The following is a 23,225-nucleotide window of genomic DNA, read 5'->3' as shown; positions in this document are numbered from 1 at the left end:
GCATGCGGTCCGACATCGATGTTCTGCCCGGCGCCTATTCGGCGGCTTCCTGCATGCGGGGCGCCGCGCCCATGACGGTTGCATCGACATGGCTTTCAAATTTCTCGAAGTTGACGGCGAACATGCCGACCAGCCTTGTCGCCTGCCGGTCGTAGGCAGCCTTGTCGATCCAAGTGGAGCGCGGATCGAGAATGGCGCTGTCGACGCCAGGCACCGCCATCGGCACCTCGAAGCCGAAGTTGGCATCCGTGCGGAACGCGCCTGCCTTCAGCGAGCCGTCGAGGGCGGCGGCGAGAAGCGCGCGCGTCGCCTTGATCGGCATGCGCTTGCCGGTGCCGTGGGCGCCACCGGTCCAGCCGGTGTTGACCAGCCAGCAATCGGCGCCATGGCGCGCGATCAGCTCGCGCAGCAGATTGCCGTATTCCGAGGGATGGCGCGGCATGAACGGCGCGCCGAAACAGGTCGAGAAGGTCGCTTCGGGCTCGGTCACGCCCTTTTCGGTGCCGGCCACCTTGGCCGTGTAGCCGGAGAGGAAATGATACATCGCCTGCGCCGGCGTCAGCCGAGCGATCGGCGGCATCACACCGAAAGCGTCGGCGGTCAGCATGATGATGTTCCTCGGGTGATTGGCGCGTCCGGTCTTCGAGGCATTGGGGATGAAGTCGAGCGGGTAGGCGCAGCGTGTGTTTTCGGTGAGCCGGCCGTCATTGAAGTCCGGCACGGCGTCGGCATCGAGCACGACGTTTTCCAGCACCGTGCCGAAGCGCTGCGTGGTGGCGAAGATCTCCGGCTCGGCTTCCGCCGACAGCTTGATGGTCTTGGCGTAGCAGCCGCCTTCGAAATTGAAGATACCATGCGGACCCCAGCCATGTTCGTCGTCGCCGATCAAAGTGCGCGACGGATCGGCCGACAGCGTGGTCTTGCCGGTGCCCGACAGGCCGAAGAAGATGGCGGCATCGCCGGCCGGTCCCTCATTGGCCGAGCAGTGCATCGGCATCACGCCCTTCTCCGGCAGGAGGTAGTTGAGCATGGTGAACACCGACTTCTTCATCTCGCCGGCGTAGGAGGTGCCGCCGATCAGCACGATCTTGCGCGTCAGGTCGACGGCAATCACGGTTTCGGTGCGGCTGCCGTGACGGGCGGGATCGGCGCGGAAGGACGGCAGGTCGATGATGGTCATCCCGGGCACGAACTGTTCGAGTTCGGCCGCGTCGGGACGGATGAGCAGGTTGCGGATGAACAGCGAGTGCCAGGCAAATTCCGTGATCACCCTGGTGCGCAGGTTGAGCTCGGCGTCGGCACCGCCGACCAGATCCTGCACGTAAAGGTCCTTGTCCGCGGCATGGGCCTGGAAATCGGCGAGCAAAACGTCGAATTGGGCCGGCGAGATCGCCTTGTTGTTGTCCCACCAGACTTGCGGTTCGGTGGCGCCGTCGCGAACGACGAACTTGTCCTTGGGAGAGCGACCGGTGTGCTGGCCGGTCTCGGCGACAAGCGCGCCATGCGCGGTCAGCCGGGCTTCACCGCGCCGGATCGATTCCTGATAGAGGGCGGCCGCACCGAAATTATAGCGCACCGTGCCGGAGGTTTTCAGACCGATACGATCGATCGCGCAGGCAGGATTGCGTTTGCCGAATTCCGACATTTGGGGACCCTTCTCAAGATTTGCCGCATCTTTGCCGGCATATTTCCGGCACACCTACTAAGCAGGCTAGATCGTCAGAACCAGAAAAGGCAAATGATATCAAATATTTAATCGATTTAAATATTTTGAAAGTTGTTTAAATCGTTTATATATGCAAAAAGTTCGGTGGTTGCCCAAAGGATTGGCGGTGCTCGTTCGTCCAATCGGTGTCGAGGTAGAATTGTGGCCGCCGGCACGCCGCTCGTGACAGCGGACAAGGCCTATGCCACATTTTGTACCTAATTTGTCCTGCAAAAGCCCCTTCTCTACGACAGAAGGGACAGCTCATGAGGGAGCCGCTTGAAATGGCAACAATCGCGCTTGTCGATGACGACCGCAACATTCTGACGTCGGTGTCGATCGCCCTCGAATCCGAGGGGTATCGTGTCGAGACCTATACGGATGGTGCGTCCGCGCTGGAAGGCCTGGCGGCCCGGCCGCCGAATCTCGCCATCCTCGACATCAAGATGCCGCGCATGGACGGCATGGAGCTTCTGCGCCGGATGCGCCAGAAATCCGACCTGCCGGTGATCTTCCTTACCTCCAAGGACGACGAGATCGATGAATTGTTCGGTCTCAAGATGGGCGCCGACGACTTCATCCGCAAACCGTTCTCGCAGCGCCTGCTTGTCGAGCGGGTACGCGCCGTATTGCGGCGGGCCAGCGCCCGCGAGGCCGCGGCAAAAGCGCCGAGCCAGCAGGCCCGCTCGCTCGAGCGCGGCCAGCTCGTCATGGACCAGGAACGCCATACCTGCACCTGGAAGGGCGAACCGGTGACGCTCACCGTCACCGAGTTCCTGATCCTGCACTCGCTGGCGCAACGTCCCGGTGTGGTAAAAAGCCGTGATGCTCTGATGGATTCGGCCTATGATGAGCAGGTCTATGTCGATGACCGCACGATCGACAGCCACATCAAGCGGTTGCGCAAGAAATTCAAGGCTGTCGACGACGACTTCGAGATGATCGAAACCCTTTACGGAGTCGGATATCGGTTCCGCGAAGCGTAATTTGATGTATGTCGAGCAAAAGCGGCCTCCGGCTTGGGGCTGCGACATATTTCAAACCTGGGACTAGCGGGAGCTGCTATTCGATGGCAGTGGAAGCACAGCGAAGCAGGCCGACGGGCGCCGCCAGGCGGCCGTCGCGCATCATGCCTTCCTTCGTGTCGAAAATCACGGTACCGATGCGCCGGTTCCTCGGGCACCACATCTTTTCCAGCCTGACGCGGCGCATCCTCTTCCTCAACCTTGCCGGCCTGGCGGTGCTCGTCACCGGCATCCTCTATCTCAACACCTTCCGCGACGGGCTGATCGACGCGCGCGTCGAAAGCCTGATGACGCAAGGCGAGATCATCGCCGGGGCGATCGCGGCGTCGGCGACGGTCGAGACGGACTCGATCAGCATCGACCCGGAAAAGCTGCTCGAGCTGCAGGCCGGCGAAAGCCTGGGGCCTGGCTCGGACCAGCTCGACAACCTCGATTTTCCGATCAATCCCGAGCGCGTGGCGCCGGTGCTGCGGCGACTGATCTCGCCGACCCGCACCCGCGCCCGCATCTATGACCGCGACGCCAACCTGCTGCTCGATTCGCGCCATCTCTATTCGCGCGGTCAGATCCTGCGCTACGACCTGCCGCCGGTGGACGAGGAAGAGCCGGACCTTGTCGAGCGCATCCAGAAGTTCATCTTCGACTTCTTCCGCAACACCGACCTGCCGGTCTATCACGAGCAGCCGGGCGGCAATGGCGCTGCCTTCCCGGAAGTGGTGAAGGCGCTGACCGGCAGCCCGTCGACCATCGTACGCGTCTCGGAACAGGGCGAGCAGATCGTCTCGGTGGCGGTGCCGATCCAGCGTTTTCGCGCGGTTCTCGGTGTGCTGATGCTGTCGACCGAAGGCGGCGATATCGACAAGATCGTCGCGGCGGAACGCAAGGCGATCCTGCGCGTCTTCGGCATCGCGGCGCTGGTCACGGCCATCTTGTCGATGCTCCTGGCCTCCACCATCGCCAACCCGCTGCGCCGGCTGTCAGCCGCTGCCGTGCGGGTCAGGCGCGGCGTCAAGAGCCGCGAGGAAATCCCCGACTTTTCCGACCGCCAGGACGAGATCGGCAATCTGTCGATCGCCGTACGCGACATGACCAACGCGCTCTATGCGCGCATCGAGGCGATCGAGAGTTTCGCCGCGGATGTTTCGCATGAGCTGAAGAACCCGCTGACGTCGTTGCGCAGCGCCGTCGAAACATTGCCCCTGGCGAAAAACGACACCTCACGCGCGCGTCTGATGGAGATCATCCAGCATGACGTCAAACGGCTGGACCGTCTCATCACGGACATTTCCGATGCCTCCCGCCTCGACGCCGAACTGGCGCGCGAGGACGCGGGAACCGTCGACCTGAAGAAATTCGTTACCGACCTCGTCGCTGTTTCGCGTGAAACGACGCGCAACAAGAAGGCGGTCGAGATCGAGCTCAAGGTTGCCAAGCTGCCGCAGGGCGCCAAGGGCTATGTCGTCGTCGGCCATGATCTGCGCATCGGCCAGGTCATCACCAACCTGATCGAGAACGCCCGCTCCTTCGTGCCGGAGGACCATGGCCACATCAGCCTGTCGCTGGCGCGCGCCGGCAAGTTCAACATCCTGACCGTCGACGACAATGGTCCCGGCATCCGCGCCGACAACATCGACCGCATCTTCGAACGCTTCTACACCGACCGGCCCGCCGGCGAGGCGTTCGGCCAGAACTCGGGCCTTGGCCTGTCGATCTCCAGGCAGATCGTCGAGGCCCATGGCGGTACGCTGACCGCCGAAAACATTCCCGGCACCAAGCCCGGCGAGATCAAGGGCGCACGCTTCGTCGTGACGCTGCCGGCCGAGGGATGATCGCCGATCGTTATGGATTGCGCCGTGCGGCCTGAGAACATTCATGCGACGGCACTGCTGATAGGCGAGCGCGGCATTCTCATCACCGGCTCACCCGGGTCGGGCAAGACAACGCTGGCACTTACGCTGATCGACCATTGCCTGCAACGCGGATTGTTCTCCCGGCTCGTCGGCGACGATCAGCTCTTTGTCGAAGCCCATGCGGGGCGGCTGGTGTGCCGTGCACCCGCCACCATCAAGGGCCTGGCCGAAGTTCCACGGCTTGGGCCACGACCCCTGCCATTCGAGCCGGCCTGCGTCGTCGACCTGCATGTGCGGCTGCTGCCGGCAGTCAAAATCGCACGCTTCCAAGAGGATGCCAGCGACAAGATCGCCGGCTGCGCGGTGGCGCGCATCGATCTGGCCGAACGCAATGTCGCCGCCGCCTTGGCCGCCGTGATGGCGCGGCTGTCGATCGCGCCTTTTCTATGATCCGCCCTGGGTTTTTTGCTGCAATGCGTCAAAATGGCATGGGCCGGCGCAATTTTGGGCTTGTCAACGGGCCTCGCGTCGACAAGATAGCGCTCCCGCCGCCTGGATTGGCTGGCGAGCATAAAATGCGCCTGTGAAGCGGCGATGACGGGAGCCACCAAAGAATGATCGGACTCGTGCTTGTAACGCACGGTCAACTGGCCACCGAGTTCAGACATGCCGTCGAACATGTCGTCGGGCCACAAGACAATTTCGAAACCGTGGCGATCGGTGCCGACGACGATATGGAGCAGCGTCGCCGCGACATCGTCGATGCGGTCGCCCGTGTCGATACGGGGGCAGGTGTGATCGTGTTGACCGACATGTTCGGCGGCACGCCATCCAACCTTGCAATCTCGGTGATGGAGTCCGGCCGCACCGAAGTGATCGCCGGCATGAACCTGCCGATGCTGATCAAGCTGTCGTCGATCCGCAAGGGCGATAACATGGCGGCAGCGCTCGACGAAGCGCAGGCCGCGGGCCGCAAATACATCAACGTCGCCAGCCAGCTTTTGAGCAGCAAATGAGCACGCTGTCGCCTGACAAGGACCAGATCGTCCGGGAGTTTCCGATCGTCAACCAGCGCGGCCTGCATGCGCGCGCTTCGGCGAAATTCGTCCAGCTTGCCAGCGGCTTCAACGCTTCAGTCCATGTCGAGAAGGACGGCGTCAAGGTCGGCGGCACCTCGATCATGGGCCTGATGATGCTGGCCGCCAGCCCGGGATACTCGATTCGCGTCACCGCCAGCGGCCCCGAGGCGCTCGAGGTCATGGATGCGCTGGAGCAGCTTGTCGCCTCCCGTTTTGGCGAGGAGTGCTGACCTCGAAGTCGACCCTCCAGGACATGCACGAATAAAGATTTCTTTATATCCCATTGTCGCGCGAAGCCTGATCTGTTAGTCAGGCCGGCAATTCGCGCCCTTGGAAATGTCTTCCGGCACGGCGCATCCGCTAACAATTCGCAAGTATGACAATTCGCATCGGAGCACTGCCATGACGGGTAGCAAGGACTATGTGGTCGCCGACATCTCGCTTGCCGGCTGGGGCCGCAAGGAACTCGATATCGCCGAAACCGAAATGCCGGGCCTTATGGCCTGCCGCGAGGAATTCGGCGCCAAGAAGCCGCTCAAGGGCGCGCGCATCACCGGCTCGCTGCACATGACTATCCAGACGGCGGTGCTGATCGAGACGCTGAAGGTGCTCGGCGCCGATATCCGCTGGGCTTCCTGCAACATCTTCTCGACCCAGGACCACGCCGCCGCGGCCATCGCCGAGGCCGGCATTCCGGTCTTCGCCGTCAAGGGCGAGAGCCTCGAGCAGTACTGGGACTACACCGACAGGATCTTCCAGTGGGCCGATGGCGGCCTCTCCAACATGATCCTCGACGATGGCGGCGACGCCACCATGTACATCCTGATCGGCGCCCGCGCCGAGGCCGGCGAGGACGTGCTGTCCAATCCGCAGAGCGAGGAAGAGGAATACTTCTACGCCCAGGTCAAGAAGCGCCTGAAGGCTTCGCCGGGCTTCTTCACCAAACAGAAAGCGGCGATCCGCGGCGTCACTGAAGAGACGACGACCGGCGTCAACCGGCTCTACCAGTTGCAGAAGAAGGGCCTGCTGCCCTTCCCGGCCATCAACGTCAATGACTCGGTCACCAAGTCGAAGTTCGACAACAAATATGGCTGCAAGGAATCGCTTGTCGACGGCATCCGTCGCGGCACCGACACGATGATGGCCGGCAAGGTCGCGGTCGTCTGCGGTTATGGCGACGTCGGCAAGGGCTCGTCGGCCTCGCTCAAGGGTGCGGGCGCCCGCGTCAAGGTCACCGAGGTCGATCCGATCTGCGCGCTGCAGGCCGCTATGGACGGCTTTGAAGTGGTCACGCTGGAAGAGGCGGCCCCGACCGCCGACATCGTCATCACCACCACCGGCAACAAGGATGTCGTTACCCTCGACCACATGCGTTCGATGAAGGACATGGTGATCGTCGGCAACATCGGCCATTTCGACAACGAGATCCAGGTCGCGTCGCTGCGCAATTTGAAGTGGACCAATGTCAAGCCGCAGGTCGACATGATCACCTTCCCGGACGGCAAGCGGATGATCCTCCTGTCGGAAGGCCGCCTGCTCAATCTCGGCAACGCGACCGGCCATCCGAGCTTCGTCATGTCGGCCTCTTTCACCAACCAGGTGCTGGCCCAGATCGAGCTGTTCACCAAGGGTGAGCAGTACCAGAACCAGGTCTATGTGCTGCCCAAGCATCTCGACGAGAAGGTCGCGCGCCTGCATCTCGACAAGCTCGGCGCCCGCCTGACCGAACTATCGGGCGAGCAGGCAGCCTATATCGGCGTCACACCGCAGGGTCCGTTCAAGCCGGAACACTACCGCTATTAACCAAATCCGGATTTACCACTAGATATTGACGCCGGGCGATTGACTTTTCGCCCGGCTTTATTTTTGCACCGAATGATTCTTCACGCCGATTCCGGCAGGCGCTATTGTTGTGATTCGCGGATCCGGGGACGAGGATCGGCGTACGCATCAGGGCGGTCTTGCATTCAGGCGGCGAAGAGGACCAAGACATGCCGGGGGATAACCCGCTTCAGGCGGGAAAGGCCGTTTCCGGCGGCCATGACGAGTCGAGGACCATGGGCTCCGCCCCGCGAGGCGAGCGCCTTTCATGGCGCGCCCGTGCGGGATTGTTTCTTGCCGGCTCCGCTCTCGCCTGCCCCTTGGCGGGCGCGGTCGCGCATGCCCAGACCGCCGGCGCCGCCGTGGCCAGTCTTTCGATCAGCACCATCGAGGTCGTACAGCTGGCAGTGTTCGTCGGCGTGACGGGTACGGCATTCCTGTCGGCCATCGTTCTCATCCGCGAACGGGCGCGTACCTCGGCGGAGAATGTCGAGCTGAGAAGCCGCGTCGCCGACGTCAGCGCGGCGTTGCGGCGTTCGGAAGCGCTGCTCAACCTGCGCGATCAGCGTGTCGTCGTCTGGGCCTCGGAAAACAAGAAACCCGAACTCATCGGCACATTGCCGACCGAAAGCGGTGCGCCGGAGGAACGGGCCGCGTTCCTCGCTTTTGGCCGCTGGCTGATGCCGCGTTCGGCGGCGGCACTCGAACATGCCGTGGCGGGTTTGCGCGAAAAAGGCAGGCCGTTCGACCTGGTGATCGAATCCCAGGCCGGCGCTCCACTGGAAGTGCATGGCCGCAAGAGCGCGGCCCATGTGCTGGTGCGGTTTGTCTCGCTTTCCGAGACGCAGCGCAGCCAGGCCCGGCTCAAGATCGATAACCAGCGGCTGGCCACCGATCATGACACGATGATCGGGCTGCTCGAGGCGCTGAAGATGCCGGCATGGCTGCGTGACGAGCATGGCCGCCTGAAATGGGTCAACCGGGCCTATGCCGACGCGGTCGAAGCCGAGAGCGCGGAAGCCGCCGTGCGTGACGCCAAGGAATTCCTCGGCGGCCAGGCGCGCGAGGCCATCGCCACGCAGCACAAATCGCATCCGGTATTCGAGCAGTCGCTTTCGACGGTGATCGAAGGCGACCGCCGCGTGTTCGCCGTGACCGACTTTGCCGGCGCCGACGGTTCGGCCGGCCTTGCCTGCGACACCAGCGCCATCGAGGCTATCCGTGGCGAATATGAGCGGACCGTGCGCAGCCACGCCGATACGCTCGACCAGCTCAACACCGCTGTCGCCATCTTCGACACCGACGAGAAGCTGCGCTTCTTCAACCAGGCTTTCCAGAAGCTGTGGGGGCTCGACAGCGGCTTCCTGCACAGCGCGCCCGACAACGCCCTTTTGCTCGACCGGCTGCGCAGCGAGGGCAAGATCGCCGAACAGCCGGAGTGGCGCCGCTGGAAGGAAGGCCTGCTCAGCGCCTATCGTGCGGTCGAATCGCAGGAACACTGGTGGCACCTGCCGGATGGCAAGACGATCCGTGTCGTCGCCAACCCGCAACCCAAGGGCGGCGTCACCTGGGTGTTCGAGAACCTGACCGAGAAGATGGATCTCGAAAGCCGCTACCGCACCGCGGTTCGGGTCCAGGGCGAAACGCTCGACAACCTCGCCGAGGGCGTCGCGGTGTTCGGCCCCGACGGCCGGCTGCGGCTGTCGAACCCGGCCTTTGCCACGCTGTGGGGATTGGACGCGGAAGCCGCCAAGCCCAATGTGCACGTATCGGCCATACGCGAGCTGTCCGATCGGCAAGCGGTCGAGAGCCCCTGGCCCGGCTTCGTCGCCGCCATCACCGGTTTCGACGACGAGCGCCGCGACCGCCACGGCCAGACCGAGCTCAACAACGGCACCGTGCTGCGTTACGCCGTGATTCCGCTGCCCAACGGGCAAGTGATGATGACCTTCGTCGACGTCACCGACAGCGTCCACATCGAGCGCGCGCTCAAGGACAGGAACGAGGCGCTCGAGAAATCAGACCAGCTCAAGAACGAATTCGTCCAGCATGTGTCCTACGAACTGCGGTCGCCGCTGACCAACATCATCGGCTTCACCGAGTTGCTGTCGCTGCCGGCGACGGGCCCTTTGACGCAGAAGCAGCGTGAATATGTCGAGCATGTCGGCTCGTCCTCATCGGTGCTGCTGACCATCGTCAACGACATACTCGACCTGGCGACGGTCGATGCCGGCATCATGCAGCTCGATATTTCCGAAGTGCATGTCGACCGCACCATCGCGGCCGCCGCCGAGCTTGTCGCCGACCGGCTGGAGGAGCATTCGATCCGGCTCGCGGTCGACGCCGCCGCCGCGCCAAAGACCTTCCATGGCGACGAAACCCGCATCCGCCAGATCCTCTACAATCTGCTGAGCAACGCCGCCAATTACGCGCCGGAGGCCAGCACCATCCGGCTGGCATGCCGCCGGCTGGCGGACGGAGTCGAGTTCTCGGTTCACGACGACGGGCCCGGCATGCCGCCCGACGTGCTCGATTCGGTGTTCCGCCGCTTCGAGCCGCGCGCCAATGGCGGTCGCCGGCGCGGCGCTGGCCTCGGCCTGTCCATCGTCAAGAGCTTTGTCGAACTGCATGGCGGCGCCGTTCGCATCGAAACCGGCAGGGATAAGGGCACGACCGTCATCTGCACCTTTCCCGACATGCCGGGTATCCGCGCAGCGGCCGAGTAGCGCGCTCGATGACGGAACCGGTGCTGGAGCGTTTGCTCGCCGATGAGACCCAGACAGCGCGGCTGGGCGAGGATCTTTCGCTGGCTCTGCGCGTGGGCGACGTGCTGGCGCTCAAGGGCGATCTCGGCGCCGGCAAGTCGACGCTGGCAAGAGCGCTCATCCGGACGCTGGCCGACGATGCCGGTCTCGAAGTGCCGAGCCCGACCTTCACCCTGGTGCAGAGCTACGACACGCGCATCCCGGTCCATCATTTCGACCTCTATCGCCTGTCGTCGGCGGCCGAGTTGGACGAACTGGGCTTCGAGGAAGCGCTGGCGCAAGGTGCAGCCCTTATCGAATGGCCGGAACGGGCTGACGGCTATCTACCTAGGACGGCGGTGCTGATCGAACTCGTCCAGCATGGCGAGGGCCGGCTGGCCCGACTGTCGGGGCAAGGCGCGACCTTCGACCGTGTCGCGCGCTCGCTGGCCATGCGCGGTTTTCTGGAGAGCGCCGGATGGGGGCAAGCGCGGCGCCGGCATTTCATCGGCGATGCCTCGGCCCGCTCCTACGAGATCGTCTCGCTTGCCGGCGAGGCGCCGCGCGTGCTGATGAACTCGCCGCGGCTGGTGCTCGGCCCTCCCGTGCGCGACGGCAAACCCTATGCGGTGATCGCCCACACCGCGCAGTCGGTGTCCGCCTTCGTCGCCATCGACCGTGCGCTGCTAGCCGCCGGGGTCGCGGTGCCCAGGATCGACGCGCAGGATCTCGACCAGGGTTTCCTGCTGCTCGAGCATCTGGGCTCGGAAGGCTTCCTCGCCGACAATGGCGAGCCGGTCGCCGAACGTTACGAGGCGGCAGCCGAACTGCTCGCCATGATGCATGGCAAGGCCTGGCCTCACCGGATGGAGGCCGCTCCCGGCGTCGTTCATGACGTCCCGCCCTTCGATCGCGACGCCATGCTGATCGAGGCGGACTTGCTGATCGACTGGTACCTGCCGGAGATATCGGGCGGCCCGGCGGGCGACGCGCTGCGTTCCGGCTACCACAGGACATGGGACGCGCTTCTTGACCGGCTGCAAGGCAGCGAATACACGCTGATGCTGCGCGACTTCCACTCGCCCAACATCATCTGGCGCGGCGAACGGTCCGGCCTCGACCGGCTCGGCATCGTCGACGTCCAGGACGCGCTGATCGGGCCCGCCGCCTATGACGTCGCCTCGCTTGCCATGGACGCCCGCGTCACCATGGCACCCGAGATCGAGAAGCGGACGCTCGATGCCTATCTCGCGGCGCGTCATGCAGCGGGCGACTTCGATGAAGCAGGCTTCCTCGAAGCCTATGCAATCATGGCCGCGCAGCGCAATTCCAAGATTCTGGGCATTTTCGTGCGTCTCGAAAAACGCGACGGCAAACCCTATTATCTCAAGCACCTGCCGCGCATCCGCGACTATCTGAGGCGCGCGCTGTCGCATCCCGCGCTCGCCGACCTGCGGGATTTCTACAGCGCGCACGGGCTGCTGGAGGAACGAGCGCTGTGACAAGAAGACCGAAGACCGCCATCGTTCTTGCCGCCGGGCTCGGCAAGCGCATGCGGCCGATCACCGACACCATCCCCAAGCCGCTGGTCCAGATCGCCGGCAAGACGCTGCTCGACTGGGGCCTCGACAGCCTGGCCGCGGCCGGCGTCGGCAAGGCGGTGGTCAACGTCCATTATCTTCCCGAACAGATCGTCGCCCATGTCGCCGATCGCCGCTCGCCGCGCATCGTCATTTCCGATGAGAGCGACCGGCTGCTCGATTCCGCCGGCGGCATCGTCAAGGCGCTGCCGGAGCTCGGCCGGGAGCCGTTCTACATCCTCAACGCCGATACATTCTGGATCGACCACGGCCCGCTCAATCTCGGGCGGCTTGCCCTTGCATGGAACGGCGCGAAAATGGATATTCTGCTGATGCTGGCGGATCTCCACCGGGCGACAGGACACTGTGGCAGCACCGATTTCCTGGTGGCGCCGGATGGCGCCCTGCGGCGTTCAAAAGGCGATCCTGCCGGCTTGATCTATGCCGGCGCCGCGATCATCCACCCGCGCCTGTTCAAGGACGCACCAGCCGAACCGCATTCGATCAATGCCTATTTCGACAAGGCGATTGCCGGCGGCCGCCTGTTCGGCATGCCGATGCATGGCCACTGGATAACCGTCGGCACGCCCGATGCCATTCCGCTCGCCGAAGACGCGGTGGCCGGTGCACTCATCGGGTCGCAATGAGCGGCTCAAGCCGCGTTTTCTCCATTCCCTCTGGAGCGCCGTTTCTGCCGACGCTGGCCGAGGCGCTGCTTGACGGCCGTCTTGTCCCCGGGTTTCGTTTCGAAGGCGACCCGCTCGCCCTGGCCGATGTCACCATCTATGTGCCGACGCGCCGCGCCGCACGTGCCTTGCGCGGCGTCTTCGTCGACAGCCTGAAGGCGCGTGGCGGCGGCGGTTCGGCGATCCTGCCGGTGATCCGACCGCTGGGCGAATTCGACGAGGATGAGGCCGCGTTCGATGCCGAGCCAACCGCGGCAATCGATCTCGCGCCACCCATCGCCGCCACCGAGCGGCTGTTACTGCTGACGCCGCTGGTGCGGGCGTGGAAACGCCGGCTGCCCGCCCATGTCGCGGCCCTCTTCGCCGAGGAGATCGTCGTCCCGGCCTCCACCGCCGACGCGATCTGGCTGGCGCGCGATCTGGCCGGGCTGATGGACGAGATCGAGACGGAAGGCACCGACTGGGCCAAACTCGCCGGCCTGGTGAGCGGGAACCTTGCCGGATGGTGGCAGGTGACGCTCGAATTCCTCGGCATCGTCACCGATGCCTGGCCGAGATTCCTCGAAGAGAACGACCGCTCCAACCCGGCCGCGCATCGCAGCGCCCTGATCCGTGCCGAAGCGGCGCGGCTGCGGCGCAATCCGCCCGCCGGGCCGGTCATAGCCGCGGGGTCCACCGGCTCCATCCCCGCCACGGCGGAGCTGCTTGCGACCATTGCCGGCCTCTCCGGCGGCGCCATCGTACTGCCCGGGCTCGACCGGATGCTGGACGAAGCCTCCTTCCAGGCGCTCGTCGCACCCGGCGCGCGTCCAGCCGTGCTTGGCCATCCGCAATACGGCCTGGCGAAGCTGATCGGCAAGATCGGCGTGCTACGCGGCGATGTCGAGGAGATCGGTGCGGCCGAGCCGAAGCTTGGGCTCCGCGCGGCCCTTGTCGGCGAGGCGCTGCGGCCGGCCGAGACCACCGAATTGTGGGCCGAGACGCGAAACGGGTTTTCGGCGCCCGATATTGCCGGCGCTTTCGCCGACGTGACGCTGCTCGAAGCGGCCAGCGAGCGCGATGAGGCAGTCGCCATCGCCGTCGCGCTCAAGCGTGCGGTCGAAGAACCGGGCCGGAGAGCGGCGCTCGTCACCGGTGACCGCGCGCTGGCACGCCGCGTCAGCGTGGAGCTCAAGCGCTTCGGTGTCGTTGCCGACGATTCCGGCGGCACGCCGCTTTCCAACACCCCGGCAGCCAGCCTCCTCAGGCTGGCGCTCGAAGCGGTGTTCCGGCCGGGCGATCCGGTCGGCCTGTTGTCGCTGCTCAAGCATCCACTACTCGGCCTTGGTCTGGAGAGGTCCGATGTGCGCCACGCGGCGGAACTGGTAGAGCTGGTGGCGCTGCGCGGCGGCACCGGCCGCCCCGACATCGCTTCGCTGCCGGACCTTTTCGAGGCCCGCCTCACCGGGCTCGGCGGTGATAGCCGACCGCCCTTCTGGTTTGCCCGCCTGACCGTGCGCTCCATCGAAGGCGCGCGGAATTTGCTTGGGCGTCTCAAGCAAGCGCTGGCGCCGCTTTCGGTCTTTCGCGGCCAGGCGGAAGCTGACCTTGCCGCGCTGGTCGAAGCCAGCGTCGTTGCCCTGGAGAATCTCGGCCGTTCCGCTGATGGCAGCCTTGGCGAACTTTATGCCGGCGACGCCGGCGAAAAGCTCGCCGAACTGCTGCGCGGGCTGGTCGCGGCTTCGGCCTCGCTGTCGTTCGCGGCGAGCGAATGGCCCGATGTGATGGAGGCGCTGATCGCGCCCGAGACCGTCAAGCCGGCGCAAGGCACCGACAGGAACATCGCCATCTGGGGTGCACTCGAGGCGCGGCTGCAGGATGTCGATACGCTGGTCATCGGCGGGCTCAACGAAGGAGTCTGGCCGCGCAAGCCGGAGAGCGACCGCTTCATGTCGCGGCTGATGAAGACCGGCATCGGTCTCGAGCCGCCGGAGCGGCGCATCGGTCTTGCCGCGCATGATTTCCAGATGGCCATGAGCGCGAGACACGTGGTGCTGGCGCGCTCGGCGCGTGCCGGCGACGCACCCGCGGTGCCTTCGCGCTGGTTGCAGCGGCTGGTCACCTTCATCGGCAACGACCAGGCGGCAGCACTGCGCCGGCGCGGCGATGAGCTGCTTGCCTGGGCGCGCGCGCTCGACACCGGGCCGAAGCGGGATTTCGCGCCGCGGCCACAGCCGAAACCGCCGCTTTCGATGCGTCCAACGCATTTCTCCGTCACCGAGATCGAGACGCTGCGCCGCGACCCCTACGCCGTCTATGCCCGAAGGGTCCTCGGCCTGATGCCGCTCGATCCGCTCATCCGCGATCCGGGTGCGGCCGAGCGCGGCACGCTTTTTCACGCCATCCTGCATCTCTTCTCGTCCGAGGTGGCGGACCCGCGCGCGCCGGACGCGCTGGCCGGGCTCATCGCCGCCGGCCGCGCCTGTTTCGCCGAGGCAGCGCTTCCAGCCGATGTCGAGGCGGTGTGGTGGCCGCGTTTCGAAAAGCTCGCCGCCAACATCATCGAATGGGAGCGCACGCGCGCCGACGCGGTGGTCCAGCGGCATGCCGAGGAGCGCGCCGGCAAGACCGGCGTCGGACAGTCCGGCGTGACGCTGTCCGGCTATGCCGATCGAGTCGATCTGCTGGCCGGTGGCATGGCCGACATTCTGGACTACAAGACCGGCTCCTCGCCGTCCAAGGCGCAGGCGCATACGCTACTGGCGCCTCAGCTGGCGCTGGAAGGCGCGCTGCTCAGGCGTGGCGCGTTCAAGGACCTGGGCACGCGCGAGCCGTCGCAACTGGCCTTCATCAGGCTGAAGCCGAATGGCGAGGTGTTCGAGGAATCCATACTCGAACACAACCGCCAGCCACGCACCGCGGCCGATCTCGCCGAGGAAGCCTGGGCGCGGCTGGAGAAACTGCTGATCCACTATGCCAACCCGGCGGCCGGCTATCTGTCGCGCGCGCTGCCGTTTCGCGAAGGCGAAACCGATGGCGACTACGACCATCTCGCCCGCGTGCTCGAATGGTCCGCCGGCGGAGACGCGGGGGATGAGGGAGGGGAGGCATGAAGAAAGCCTATCCGATCCCGAGCGATACCGCTTCGAGCCAGGCCCGCGCCGCCGATCCCGGCAATTCCGCCTGGGTGTCGGCCAATGCGGGATCGGGCAAGACCCATGTGCTTGCCCAGCGTGTCATCCGGCTGCTGCTCAACGGCACCGACCCGTCGAAGATACTGTGCCTGACCTATACGCGCGCCGCGGCCGCCAACATGTCGAACCGGGTTTTTTCGACGCTGTCGGAGTGGACGACGCTCAGTGACGCCGACCTGGCGTCCAAAGTCGAGGCGTTGGAGGGACGCCGGCCCGATCGCGACACCATGCGCAGAGCCCGCCGCCTGTTCGCCGAGGCCCTGGAGACGCCTGGCGGGCTGAAAATCCAGACGATCCACGCTTTCTGCGAATCCGTGCTGCATCAGTTCCCGCTGGAAGCCAACATTCCCGCCCATTTCGAAATGCTCGACAGCCAGATGGAGGCCTCGCTTTTTGCCGCCGCGCGCCGCGAGATGATCTCCGCCGCCGGCGACAGGAATTTGGCCGAGGCCTTCGCCACTGTGCTGGAGCGTGGGGGCGAGGCCGGTCTCGACGCGTTGCTCGGCGAAATCGTGCGCAAGCGCGACGGGTTGCGCCATTTCCTCGATGCTGTCGGGCGTGACGGCTTCCAGCCCTTGTTCGATGAATTCCATTTCCAGCCCGGCCAGGCCGCCGAAGGCATAGCGGCATCGATATGGCCGCTGCCCGGCTTCCTGCCGGACTATTTTGCCGGCTTTGCCCAGGCCGCCGAAGCCACCGACGCCAGATCGGCGCTGAACAACATCCTCCCTTATGCGCGCCTAGCCTTCGCCGAGAGCGACCCCGTTCGCCGGCTGCAGTTGCTGGCAAGAGCCTTCCTCAAGACCGATGGCGATCCCTACGACCCGGCAAAGGCCTTCAAGAAGGCGCTGACCGACCGGCTGCCAGATCTCGCCGGGCGCTATCTCTCGGCGGCCAGCGCCATCATGGAGACCATCGACCGGCTGGCGCTGTTCAGGATGCTGGAAGGCACACGCGCGGCGCTGACCATCGCCGATTGGTTGATCGCGCGCTACGAAGTGTTGAAACGCAGCCGCGGCTTTCTCGACTTCAACGACCTGATCACCCGTACGGTAAACCTCTTGGCGCGGCCCGATGCCGGCCCTTGGGTGCAGTACAAGCTCGACCAGGGCATCGACCACATACTGCTCGACGAAGCGCAGGACACCAGCCCGGATCAATGGGTGGTGGTGAAGCGGCTGGCGGAAGAATTCTTTGCCGGCTTTGGCGCCCGCGAACGGGTCCACCGCACGATCTTCGCCGTCGGCGACGAGAAGCAGTCGATCTACTCCTTCCAGGGCGCGGCACCGGATTCTTTCGCCGACAGCCGGTTGTTGTTCGCCCGACGGGTGCGCGACGCCGAGGCGTCCTTCGCCGACCTTAAGCTGACCTGGTCGTTCCGCTCCACGGACGATGTGCTGGCCGCCGTCGACCGCGTCTTTGCCGATCCCATCGTGCGGCGCGGCATCAGCCACGACCCCGATCCGCTGAACCATAAGGCGATCCGCAGCGATGCGCCGGGCTATGTCGAGGTCTGGCCATCGATCGGCGCCGAGGCCGTCGACGAGCCCGACGACTGGGCGCAAGCCATCGACCATGCCTATGCACCGGCGGTGCGCGTCGCCGAGAATGTCGCGGCCACCATCGCCGGCTGGATCGGCAAGGGCGAAATCATCGAGGGCCGTGGCAAGCGGCTGCGGCCGGGCGACGTGCTCGTGCTGGTGCGCAAGCGCGACAGCTTCGTCCACGCGTTGACACGAGCGCTCAAGCGGCGCAACATTCCGGTTGCCGGCGCCGACCGGCTGAGCCTGCCCGGACATATCGCGGTCAAGGACCTGATCGCGCTCGGCCATCTGCTGATCCAGCCGCAGGACGACCTGTCGCTGGCCGCCGTCCTGCGCAGCCCGGTCTTCGACCTGCCGGAGGAGACGCTGTTCACGCTCGCCGCACAGAGGCCGCCCGGCGTGTCGCTGGCGGCATCGCTGCGCCAGCATGCCGGCGAAAGCGAAGCGCTAGCGGCGATCGTTGCGCAGCTCGACGCCTGGGCTGACGAGGCCGCCTTCAAGCCGGTGTTCGAGTTCTATGCCGCCCTGCTGGCGCGCGATGGCGTGCGCCGCAAGATGATCGCGCGGCTCGGGCCGGAAGCCGGCGATATTCTCGACGAATTCCTGAGCTTCTGCCTTGCCGACGAGCGGACCGGCCTGCCCGGGCTGGAAGCCTTCCTGTCGACGCTGGAAAACGCCGGCCCCGAGATCAAACGCGAGATGGACCAGACCCGTGACGAGGTCAGGGTGATGACCGTGCACGCGGCCAAGGGCCTGGAGGCGCCGGTTGTGTTCCTGGTCGACGGCGGTTCCGCCCCGTTCAGCGACCAGCATTTGCCGCGCCTGATGCCTTTCGACGGCTCGGGTCGACATTGGGACGGCAAGGGCTACCTCTGGCGTTCGGCGAGCGACGTCGCCAACGGCTTTTCGAAAACGGCCGCCGCTCGCGCCCGTGAACTCGCCGACGACGAGTACCGCCGGCTGCTCTATGTCGGCATGACGCGCGCCGAGGACCGGTTGATCGTCTGCGGCTATCACAGCAAGCGGGCGCCGAACAGCGGCACCTGGCATTCGATCGTCAGCCGAGCGCTGAGCGGCGCGCCCGAAAGCGAACAGCGTCCGCATCCTGCCGGTGGCGAGCCTGTCTACCGTTTTCACGTCACCAAACTGCCGCCGGTTACGCCAAGCCCAGGCGAGCAGGCGCGGCAGGTCGATGCGTTCGGTCCGTTGCCGGCGACTTTGTTCCGGCCCTTGCCGCCTTTCGAGGACCTGCCGCGTCCATTGTCGCCGTCGGGCGCCTCGGCGCTGATCGAGGAAGGCAAGGAAGCGGTGGTCGACAAGGCCTCGCCGGTGCTGGACTCCGATGCCGAGCCGGGTTTTGCCGTGCTGCGCGGGCTCGCCCTGCACAAACTGCTGCAGATGTTGCCCGGCATTGCCGAGAGCGACCGCCAAGGTGCGGCAGAGCGTTACCTCTCGCGAACGGGTGCGGCGTGGCCGCAAGCCGAGCGCCAAAAGGCTCTGGCCTCGGTCGTGGCCATCCTTGCCGAGCCCGGCCTCGGTCAACTGTTCGCGCCGTCGTCACGTGCCGAGGTCGCGATCATGGGCAGCCTTGAGATCAAGGGCAAAATCCGCTCCATCTCCGGGAAGATCGACCGGTTGGCGGTGACAGCGGATACGGTTTCGATCGTCGACTACAAGACCAACAAGCCCGCACCCGCTTCCCTGGCCGAAGTCCCGCCGGCCTACCTGCTCCAACTCGCGCTGTATCGCGCCCTGCTGCAGCCGCTTTATCCCGGGCGGGAGATCAAGGCGGCCCTGCTGTTCACCGAAGCGCCAAGGCTGATCGAACTGCCGGCTCGGGCCATGGACGACGCCCTTGCCCGACTCACGGGAGCGTGACACAAGAACTGCTTGAAGAAGGGTGCGACAACCACCACATTTGGTGCGGTGAAAAATTTCGAAAGGATCTCCGCATGACCACCGTCAAGGTCGACAAGAACAATTTCCAGGCCGATGTGCTCAATGCCCAGGTACCGGTCGTGGTTGATTTCTGGGCGGAGTGGTGCGGCCCCTGCAAGATGATCGCACCGGCGCTTGAGGACATCGCCGCTGAACTCGGCGCCAAGGTCAAGATCGCCAAGCTGAACATCGACGAGAATCCCGAGCTTGCCGCCCAGTTTGGCGTGCGCTCGATCCCGACGCTGATGATCTTCAAGGGCGGCGAAGTGGCCGACATCAAGGTTGGCGCCGCGCCCAAGACCGCGCTGTCGCACTGGGTCAATGGCAATCTCGCCTGATACCATCTGAATTCGATGCATTGAGCCCGGCCAGCGCGCCGGGCTTTTTGTTGGCGTCATCGGTGCGCCGCTCTGGCCCTCACATCGGGGCTCTCCATGTCTTCTGTTGGCAGCAGAAGCAGGAGAGAGAAATGACCGGATCCGCCAAGGCCACAGTCTTCATCGACAATGAGCGCGTCATCGTCACCGAATACCGCTTCCAGCCGGGCGACAATACCGGCTGGCATCGCCATGGCCACGACTATGTCGTGGTGCCGCTGATGGACGGCAAGCTGAAGCTGGTGACCAAGGACGGTGAAACCTTCGCCGAAATGAAGAAAGGTTCCCCCTATTTCCGCAAGGAGGGCGTCGAACACGACGTCATCAGCGCCAATGAGGGCGAGTACGCTTTTATCGAGATCGAGCTGAAGTAAACCGCGCTGAGGCGAACCTCAGGTAGGCGGCGTGCCGTTTTCGGCCAGGACCGCGCCGGCCAGGTAAAGCGACCCCCCGATCAGGATGCGCGGCGTCGGGCCGTCCCAGGTATCGCGCAGCAGCATCAGGGCGCTGGCGACGGAGTTTACCGGTTCGGCCGTCAGTCCGGCTTCCGTGGCGCGGATGGCCAGTTCGTCGTTTGGCACGCCGGCGTCGCTCTGGCTCACTGGCACCGTGTAGACATGCTTGACTAGGCCCTTGAAGGCGCGGAAATAGCCGCTCTGGTCCTTGGTGTTGATCATGCCCGAGATGAGGAACAGTGGGCGCGGGTTCTTTTCCTCCTGCTCGGCCAGCGCTTCGGCGACGACCACGCCGGCGCCCGGATTGTGGCCGCCGTCGAGCCAGATGTCGGCGCCCTTCGGTGCCAGTTCCGCCAGCTTGCCCTGCACCAGCTTCTGCATACGGCCCGGCCAGGCGACGTTGGTCATCGCCTTCTCGGCGGCGCGGTGGCTGATCTCGAAACCGGCGGCCTTGACCGCGGCGATCGCCGCCGCCGCATTCGCAAATTGGTGGCGACCGGGCAGACGCGGTGATGGCAGGTCCATCAGGCCATCATCGTCCTGGTAGACCATGCGGCCGTTTTCCTCGAAAGCGAGAAAATCCTGGCCATAGACCAGGGTCGGACATTCCAGCCGCTCTGCGGTGTCGATCAGCGTCTGCAGCGCGGTCTCGCTTTCCTGCGCGCCGATGACCACCGGGCAGCCGCGTTTCATGATGCCGGCCTTTTCGGCGGCGATCAACTCGACACGGTCGCCGAGATAGGCCTCATGGTCCATCGAGACCGGCATGATCACCGACACGGCCGGCCGCGCGATGACATTGGTGGCATCGAAGCGGCCGCCAAGACCGACCTCGATGATGGCGGCATCGGCCGGATGTTCCGAAAACAGGACGAAGGTGACGGCGCTGAGTATCTCGAAGACGGTAATCTTCTGGCCGCCATTGGCCTTTGCGACGCGGGCAATGGCCTCGGCGAAGATGTCATCGTCGACCAGCCTGCCGCCGCCCTCGGCCGCAAGCCTGTAGCGCTCGTGCCAGTTGACCAGATGCGGCGAGGTGTGGACGTGGACGAGCCGGCCGGAAGCTTCCAGCAGCGCCCGCGAGAAGGCTGCGCAGGAACCCTTGCCGTTGGTGCCGGCGATGTGGATGACCGGCGGCAGCAGGTCCTGCGGGTTGCCCAGCCGCTCCAGAAGCCGCGTGATGCGGTCGAGCGAAAGGTCAAAGCCTTTCGGGTGAAGCGCCATCAGGGCTTCGATTTCGCGGTCGGCGGCAAGCGTCGTCATGGCACAATCCCGGCGCATGGCCCGAGAGCCAGAATCGCTCCCGCAATGACCACGGCTATCAAAAGGCTACAGCGCGCCACGGATGCTGCGCAATCGCTGTCCGCGGCGGCCAATGTCGCGTCAGGCCAGTCTCACGTCAGGCCGGTGTCGCGGCCGGCCATTGTAGCGTCAAGCTTGCGGCCGGGCTTCGGCGGCAAGCACGGCCGGCGGCATGATTTCCGGTTCCAGTGGCTTTTGCTCCTCGGGCATCTTGAGCAGCATTTTCAAAAGCCGCGCGATCGTCTGGCGCATTTCCAGCCTGGACACCACCATGTCTACCATGCCGTGCTCCATCAGATATTCGGAGCGTTGAAAGCCGTCCGGCAATTTCTCGCGGATGGTCTGCTCGATGACGCGCGGACCGGCAAAACCGATCAACGCTCCTGGCTCGGCGATGTGCACATCGCCCAGCATGGCGTAGGAGGCGGTGACGCCGCCGGTGGTCGGGTTGGTCAGCACGACAATGTAGGGAAGGCCGGCTTCCTTCAGCCGGTCGACACCGACCGTGGTGCGCGGCAGCTGCATCAGCGACAGGATACCTTCCTGCATGCGGGCGCCACCGGAAGCGGCGAATAGGATCAGCGGTCGCTTGCGCTGCAAGGCGACCTCGAAGCCATGCACGATGGCGTCACCCGCCGCCATGCCGAGCGAGCCGCCCATGAAAGCGAAATCCTGCGCCGTCACCACGACTGGCAGGCCCTCGACGGTCCCCAGCGCATTGATGATGGCGTCTTCCAGGCCAGTCTTGGCCTTGGCGTCCTTCAGCCGGTCGACATAGCGTTTCTCGTCGCGGAACTTCAGGGGATCCTGCATGACCTTGGGATTGTCCAGGGTCTCGTACTTGCCGTCATCAAAGAAGAATTTCAGCCGCTCCTTGGCCGAGATCTTCATATGATGGCCGGAGGACGGGATGACGAACTGGTTGGATTCCAGGTCCTTGTGGAACACCATCTCGCCGGTCTCGGGATCCTTGATCCAGAGATTCTCGGGCATGTCGGTACGCCGGCCGAGCATCGAGTTGATCTTCGGGCGAACGTAATTGGTGATCCAGTTCATCGCTTCGGCTCCTGTCCTGACGAAGAGTTGGGAAGAGAAGTAGGAAAACTATTCGGCAGCAGCAAGGCGGGCCGAGCGCACGCCTTGCGCAAGGCCGCTGACTAGCGTGGCGACCGCCTCGGCCGGATCAGCGGTCTTTTCGCCCTTCGGCCCCAGCACATTGGCAACCGCATTGACGATCGCCGTGCCGACGACCACGCCGTCGGCGTTGGCGCCGATGACGCGCGCCTGTTCGGCGGTCTTGACACCGAAACCGACGCAGACCGGCAGGTTGGTGTGACCCTTGATACGCTGGACCGCCGTGGCGACCTTGCCTGTGTCGGCAAGCGCCGAGCCGGTGATGCCGGTCATCGACACGTAGTAGACGAAGCCGGACGTGTTCTGCAGCACCTTGGGCAGGCGCTTGTCGTCAGTGGTCGGCGTCGCCAGCCGAATGAAGTTGATGCCGGCCTTCAACGCCGGGATGCAGAGTTCCTCATCCATCTCCGGCGGCAGGTCGACGACGATCAGCCCGTCAATGCCGCTGGCAATCGCATCCTTCAGGAAGCGGTCGACGCCGTAGATGTAGATCGGGTTGTAGTAGCCCATCAGCACGATCGGTGTTTCATCGTCGCCGGCGCGGAAGTCCGACGCCATCTTCAGCGTCTTGACCAGCGTCTGGCCGCCTTTAAGCGCCCTGAGGCCGGCGGCCTGAATCGCCGGGCCGTCAGCCATCGGATCGGAAAACGGCATGCCGAGCTCGATGACGTCTGAACCGGCGCCCGGCAGCGCCTTCATGATCGACAGCGAGGTTGCATAGTCGGGGTCGCCACCCATGAAATAGGTGACGAGCGCCGGACGGCCTTCGTTCCTGAGCTTCGCCATGCGGCGGTCGATGCGGGTTGCCATGA

General features: G+C 64.9%; 17 protein-coding genes. 13 read left to right on the top strand and 4 right to left on the bottom strand.

Annotated features, from left to right (window positions below):
- Positions 1-34: 34 nt before the first annotated feature.
- A complete protein-coding gene (locus FJ960_RS20190) occupies positions 35-1,645 on the bottom strand; it encodes a phosphoenolpyruvate carboxykinase (RefSeq protein ID WP_140716300.1) in 1,611 nt (536 codons plus the stop codon).
- A 344-nt stretch (positions 1,646-1,989) separates the two neighbouring features.
- Here FJ960_RS20190 and FJ960_RS20185 point away from each other — a divergent pair, with 344 nt between their 5' ends.
- From FJ960_RS20185 to FJ960_RS20120, 13 genes are all read left to right on the top strand, one after another.
- A complete protein-coding gene (locus FJ960_RS20185) occupies positions 1,990-2,691 on the top strand; it encodes a response regulator transcription factor (RefSeq protein ID WP_010912942.1) in 702 nt (233 codons plus the stop codon).
- An 83-nt stretch (positions 2,692-2,774) separates the two neighbouring features.
- Complete coding sequence (locus FJ960_RS20180; protein WP_140506841.1) at positions 2,775-4,559, top strand: sensor histidine kinase; 1,785 nt, start codon at positions 2,775-2,777, stop codon at positions 4,557-4,559.
- Positions 4,560-4,571: 12 nt separating this feature from the next.
- The gene (locus FJ960_RS20175; RefSeq protein ID WP_140716298.1) at positions 4,572-5,030 is read left to right on the top strand and encodes an HPr kinase/phosphorylase; all 459 of its coding nucleotides are present in this window, start codon (positions 4,572-4,574) and stop codon (positions 5,028-5,030) included.
- A 164-nt stretch (positions 5,031-5,194) separates the two neighbouring features.
- Positions 5,195-5,596: a PTS sugar transporter subunit IIA gene (locus FJ960_RS20165; protein WP_010912939.1), complete on the top strand. Its 402-nt coding sequence runs from the start codon at positions 5,195-5,197 to the stop codon at positions 5,594-5,596.
- On the top strand, positions 5,593-5,889 hold the full coding sequence (locus FJ960_RS20160; RefSeq protein ID WP_015314359.1) for an HPr family phosphocarrier protein: 297 nt from the start codon (positions 5,593-5,595) through the stop codon (positions 5,887-5,889). The genes FJ960_RS20165 and FJ960_RS20160 overlap by 4 nt, the downstream gene beginning before the upstream one ends.
- Positions 5,890-6,061: 172 nt before the next feature.
- Complete coding sequence (ahcY, locus tag FJ960_RS20155; protein ID WP_140506845.1) at positions 6,062-7,462, top strand: adenosylhomocysteinase; 1,401 nt, start codon at positions 6,062-6,064, stop codon at positions 7,460-7,462.
- Between the two features lie 188 nt (positions 7,463-7,650).
- Positions 7,651-10,206, top strand: coding sequence for a PAS domain-containing sensor histidine kinase (locus FJ960_RS20150; protein WP_140716296.1), 2,556 nt, complete (start codon positions 7,651-7,653; stop codon positions 10,204-10,206).
- 8 nt (positions 10,207-10,214) lie between these two features.
- The gene (gene tsaE / locus FJ960_RS20145; protein ID WP_140716294.1) at positions 10,215-11,726 is read left to right on the top strand and encodes a tRNA (adenosine(37)-N6)-threonylcarbamoyltransferase complex ATPase subunit type 1 TsaE; all 1,512 of its coding nucleotides are present in this window, start codon (positions 10,215-10,217) and stop codon (positions 11,724-11,726) included.
- Positions 11,723-12,451, top strand: a complete 729-nt coding sequence (locus FJ960_RS20140; RefSeq protein WP_140506851.1) for a nucleotidyltransferase family protein — start codon at positions 11,723-11,725, stop codon at positions 12,449-12,451. The genes tsaE and FJ960_RS20140 overlap by 4 nt, the downstream gene beginning before the upstream one ends.
- The gene (gene addB, locus FJ960_RS20135; protein ID WP_140716292.1) at positions 12,448-15,582 is read left to right on the top strand and encodes a double-strand break repair protein AddB; all 3,135 of its coding nucleotides are present in this window, start codon (positions 12,448-12,450) and stop codon (positions 15,580-15,582) included. The genes FJ960_RS20140 and addB overlap by 4 nt, the downstream gene beginning before the upstream one ends.
- Positions 15,579-19,085 (top strand): double-strand break repair helicase AddA, encoded by a 3,507-nt coding sequence (gene addA / locus FJ960_RS20130; RefSeq protein ID WP_140716290.1) that lies wholly within the window; start codon positions 15,579-15,581, stop codon positions 19,083-19,085. Before addB ends, addA begins: the two co-directional genes overlap by 4 nt.
- A gap of 74 nt (positions 19,086-19,159) precedes the next feature.
- Entirely contained in the window at positions 19,160-19,483 is a 324-nt protein-coding gene (gene trxA, locus FJ960_RS20125; RefSeq protein ID WP_027143880.1) for a thioredoxin, read from the top strand.
- 131 nt (positions 19,484-19,614) lie between these two features.
- Positions 19,615-19,896, top strand: coding sequence for a cupin domain-containing protein (locus FJ960_RS20120; protein ID WP_140506860.1), 282 nt, complete (start codon positions 19,615-19,617; stop codon positions 19,894-19,896).
- 18 nt (positions 19,897-19,914) lie between these two features.
- On the opposite strand, the gene FJ960_RS20115 is transcribed toward FJ960_RS20120, so the two are convergent.
- The 3 genes from FJ960_RS20115 to trpA all read right to left on the bottom strand — a co-directional run bounded on the left by FJ960_RS20115 (position 19,915) and on the right by trpA (position 23,223).
- Positions 19,915-21,240 carry a folylpolyglutamate synthase/dihydrofolate synthase family protein gene (locus FJ960_RS20115; RefSeq protein WP_140506862.1) on the bottom strand — a complete coding sequence of 442 codons (1,326 nt, stop codon included), beginning with the start codon at positions 21,238-21,240 and terminating at the stop codon, positions 19,915-19,917.
- 168 nt (positions 21,241-21,408) lie between these two features.
- A complete protein-coding gene (gene accD, locus FJ960_RS20110; RefSeq protein ID WP_140506864.1) occupies positions 21,409-22,335 on the bottom strand; it encodes an acetyl-CoA carboxylase, carboxyltransferase subunit beta in 927 nt (308 codons plus the stop codon).
- A gap of 48 nt (positions 22,336-22,383) precedes the next feature.
- Positions 22,384-23,223, bottom strand: coding sequence for a tryptophan synthase subunit alpha (gene trpA, locus FJ960_RS20105; RefSeq protein WP_027143876.1), 840 nt, complete (start codon positions 23,221-23,223; stop codon positions 22,384-22,386).
- Positions 23,224-23,225: the final 2 nt, after the last annotated feature.

This window comes from Mesorhizobium sp. B2-3-11 (genome assembly GCF_006442215.1).
Lineage (GTDB): Bacteria > Pseudomonadota > Alphaproteobacteria > Rhizobiales > Rhizobiaceae > Mesorhizobium > Mesorhizobium salmacidum.
Note: the sequence above shows the minus strand (reverse complement) of the source record. Positions and strands in the feature narration are given on the sequence as shown.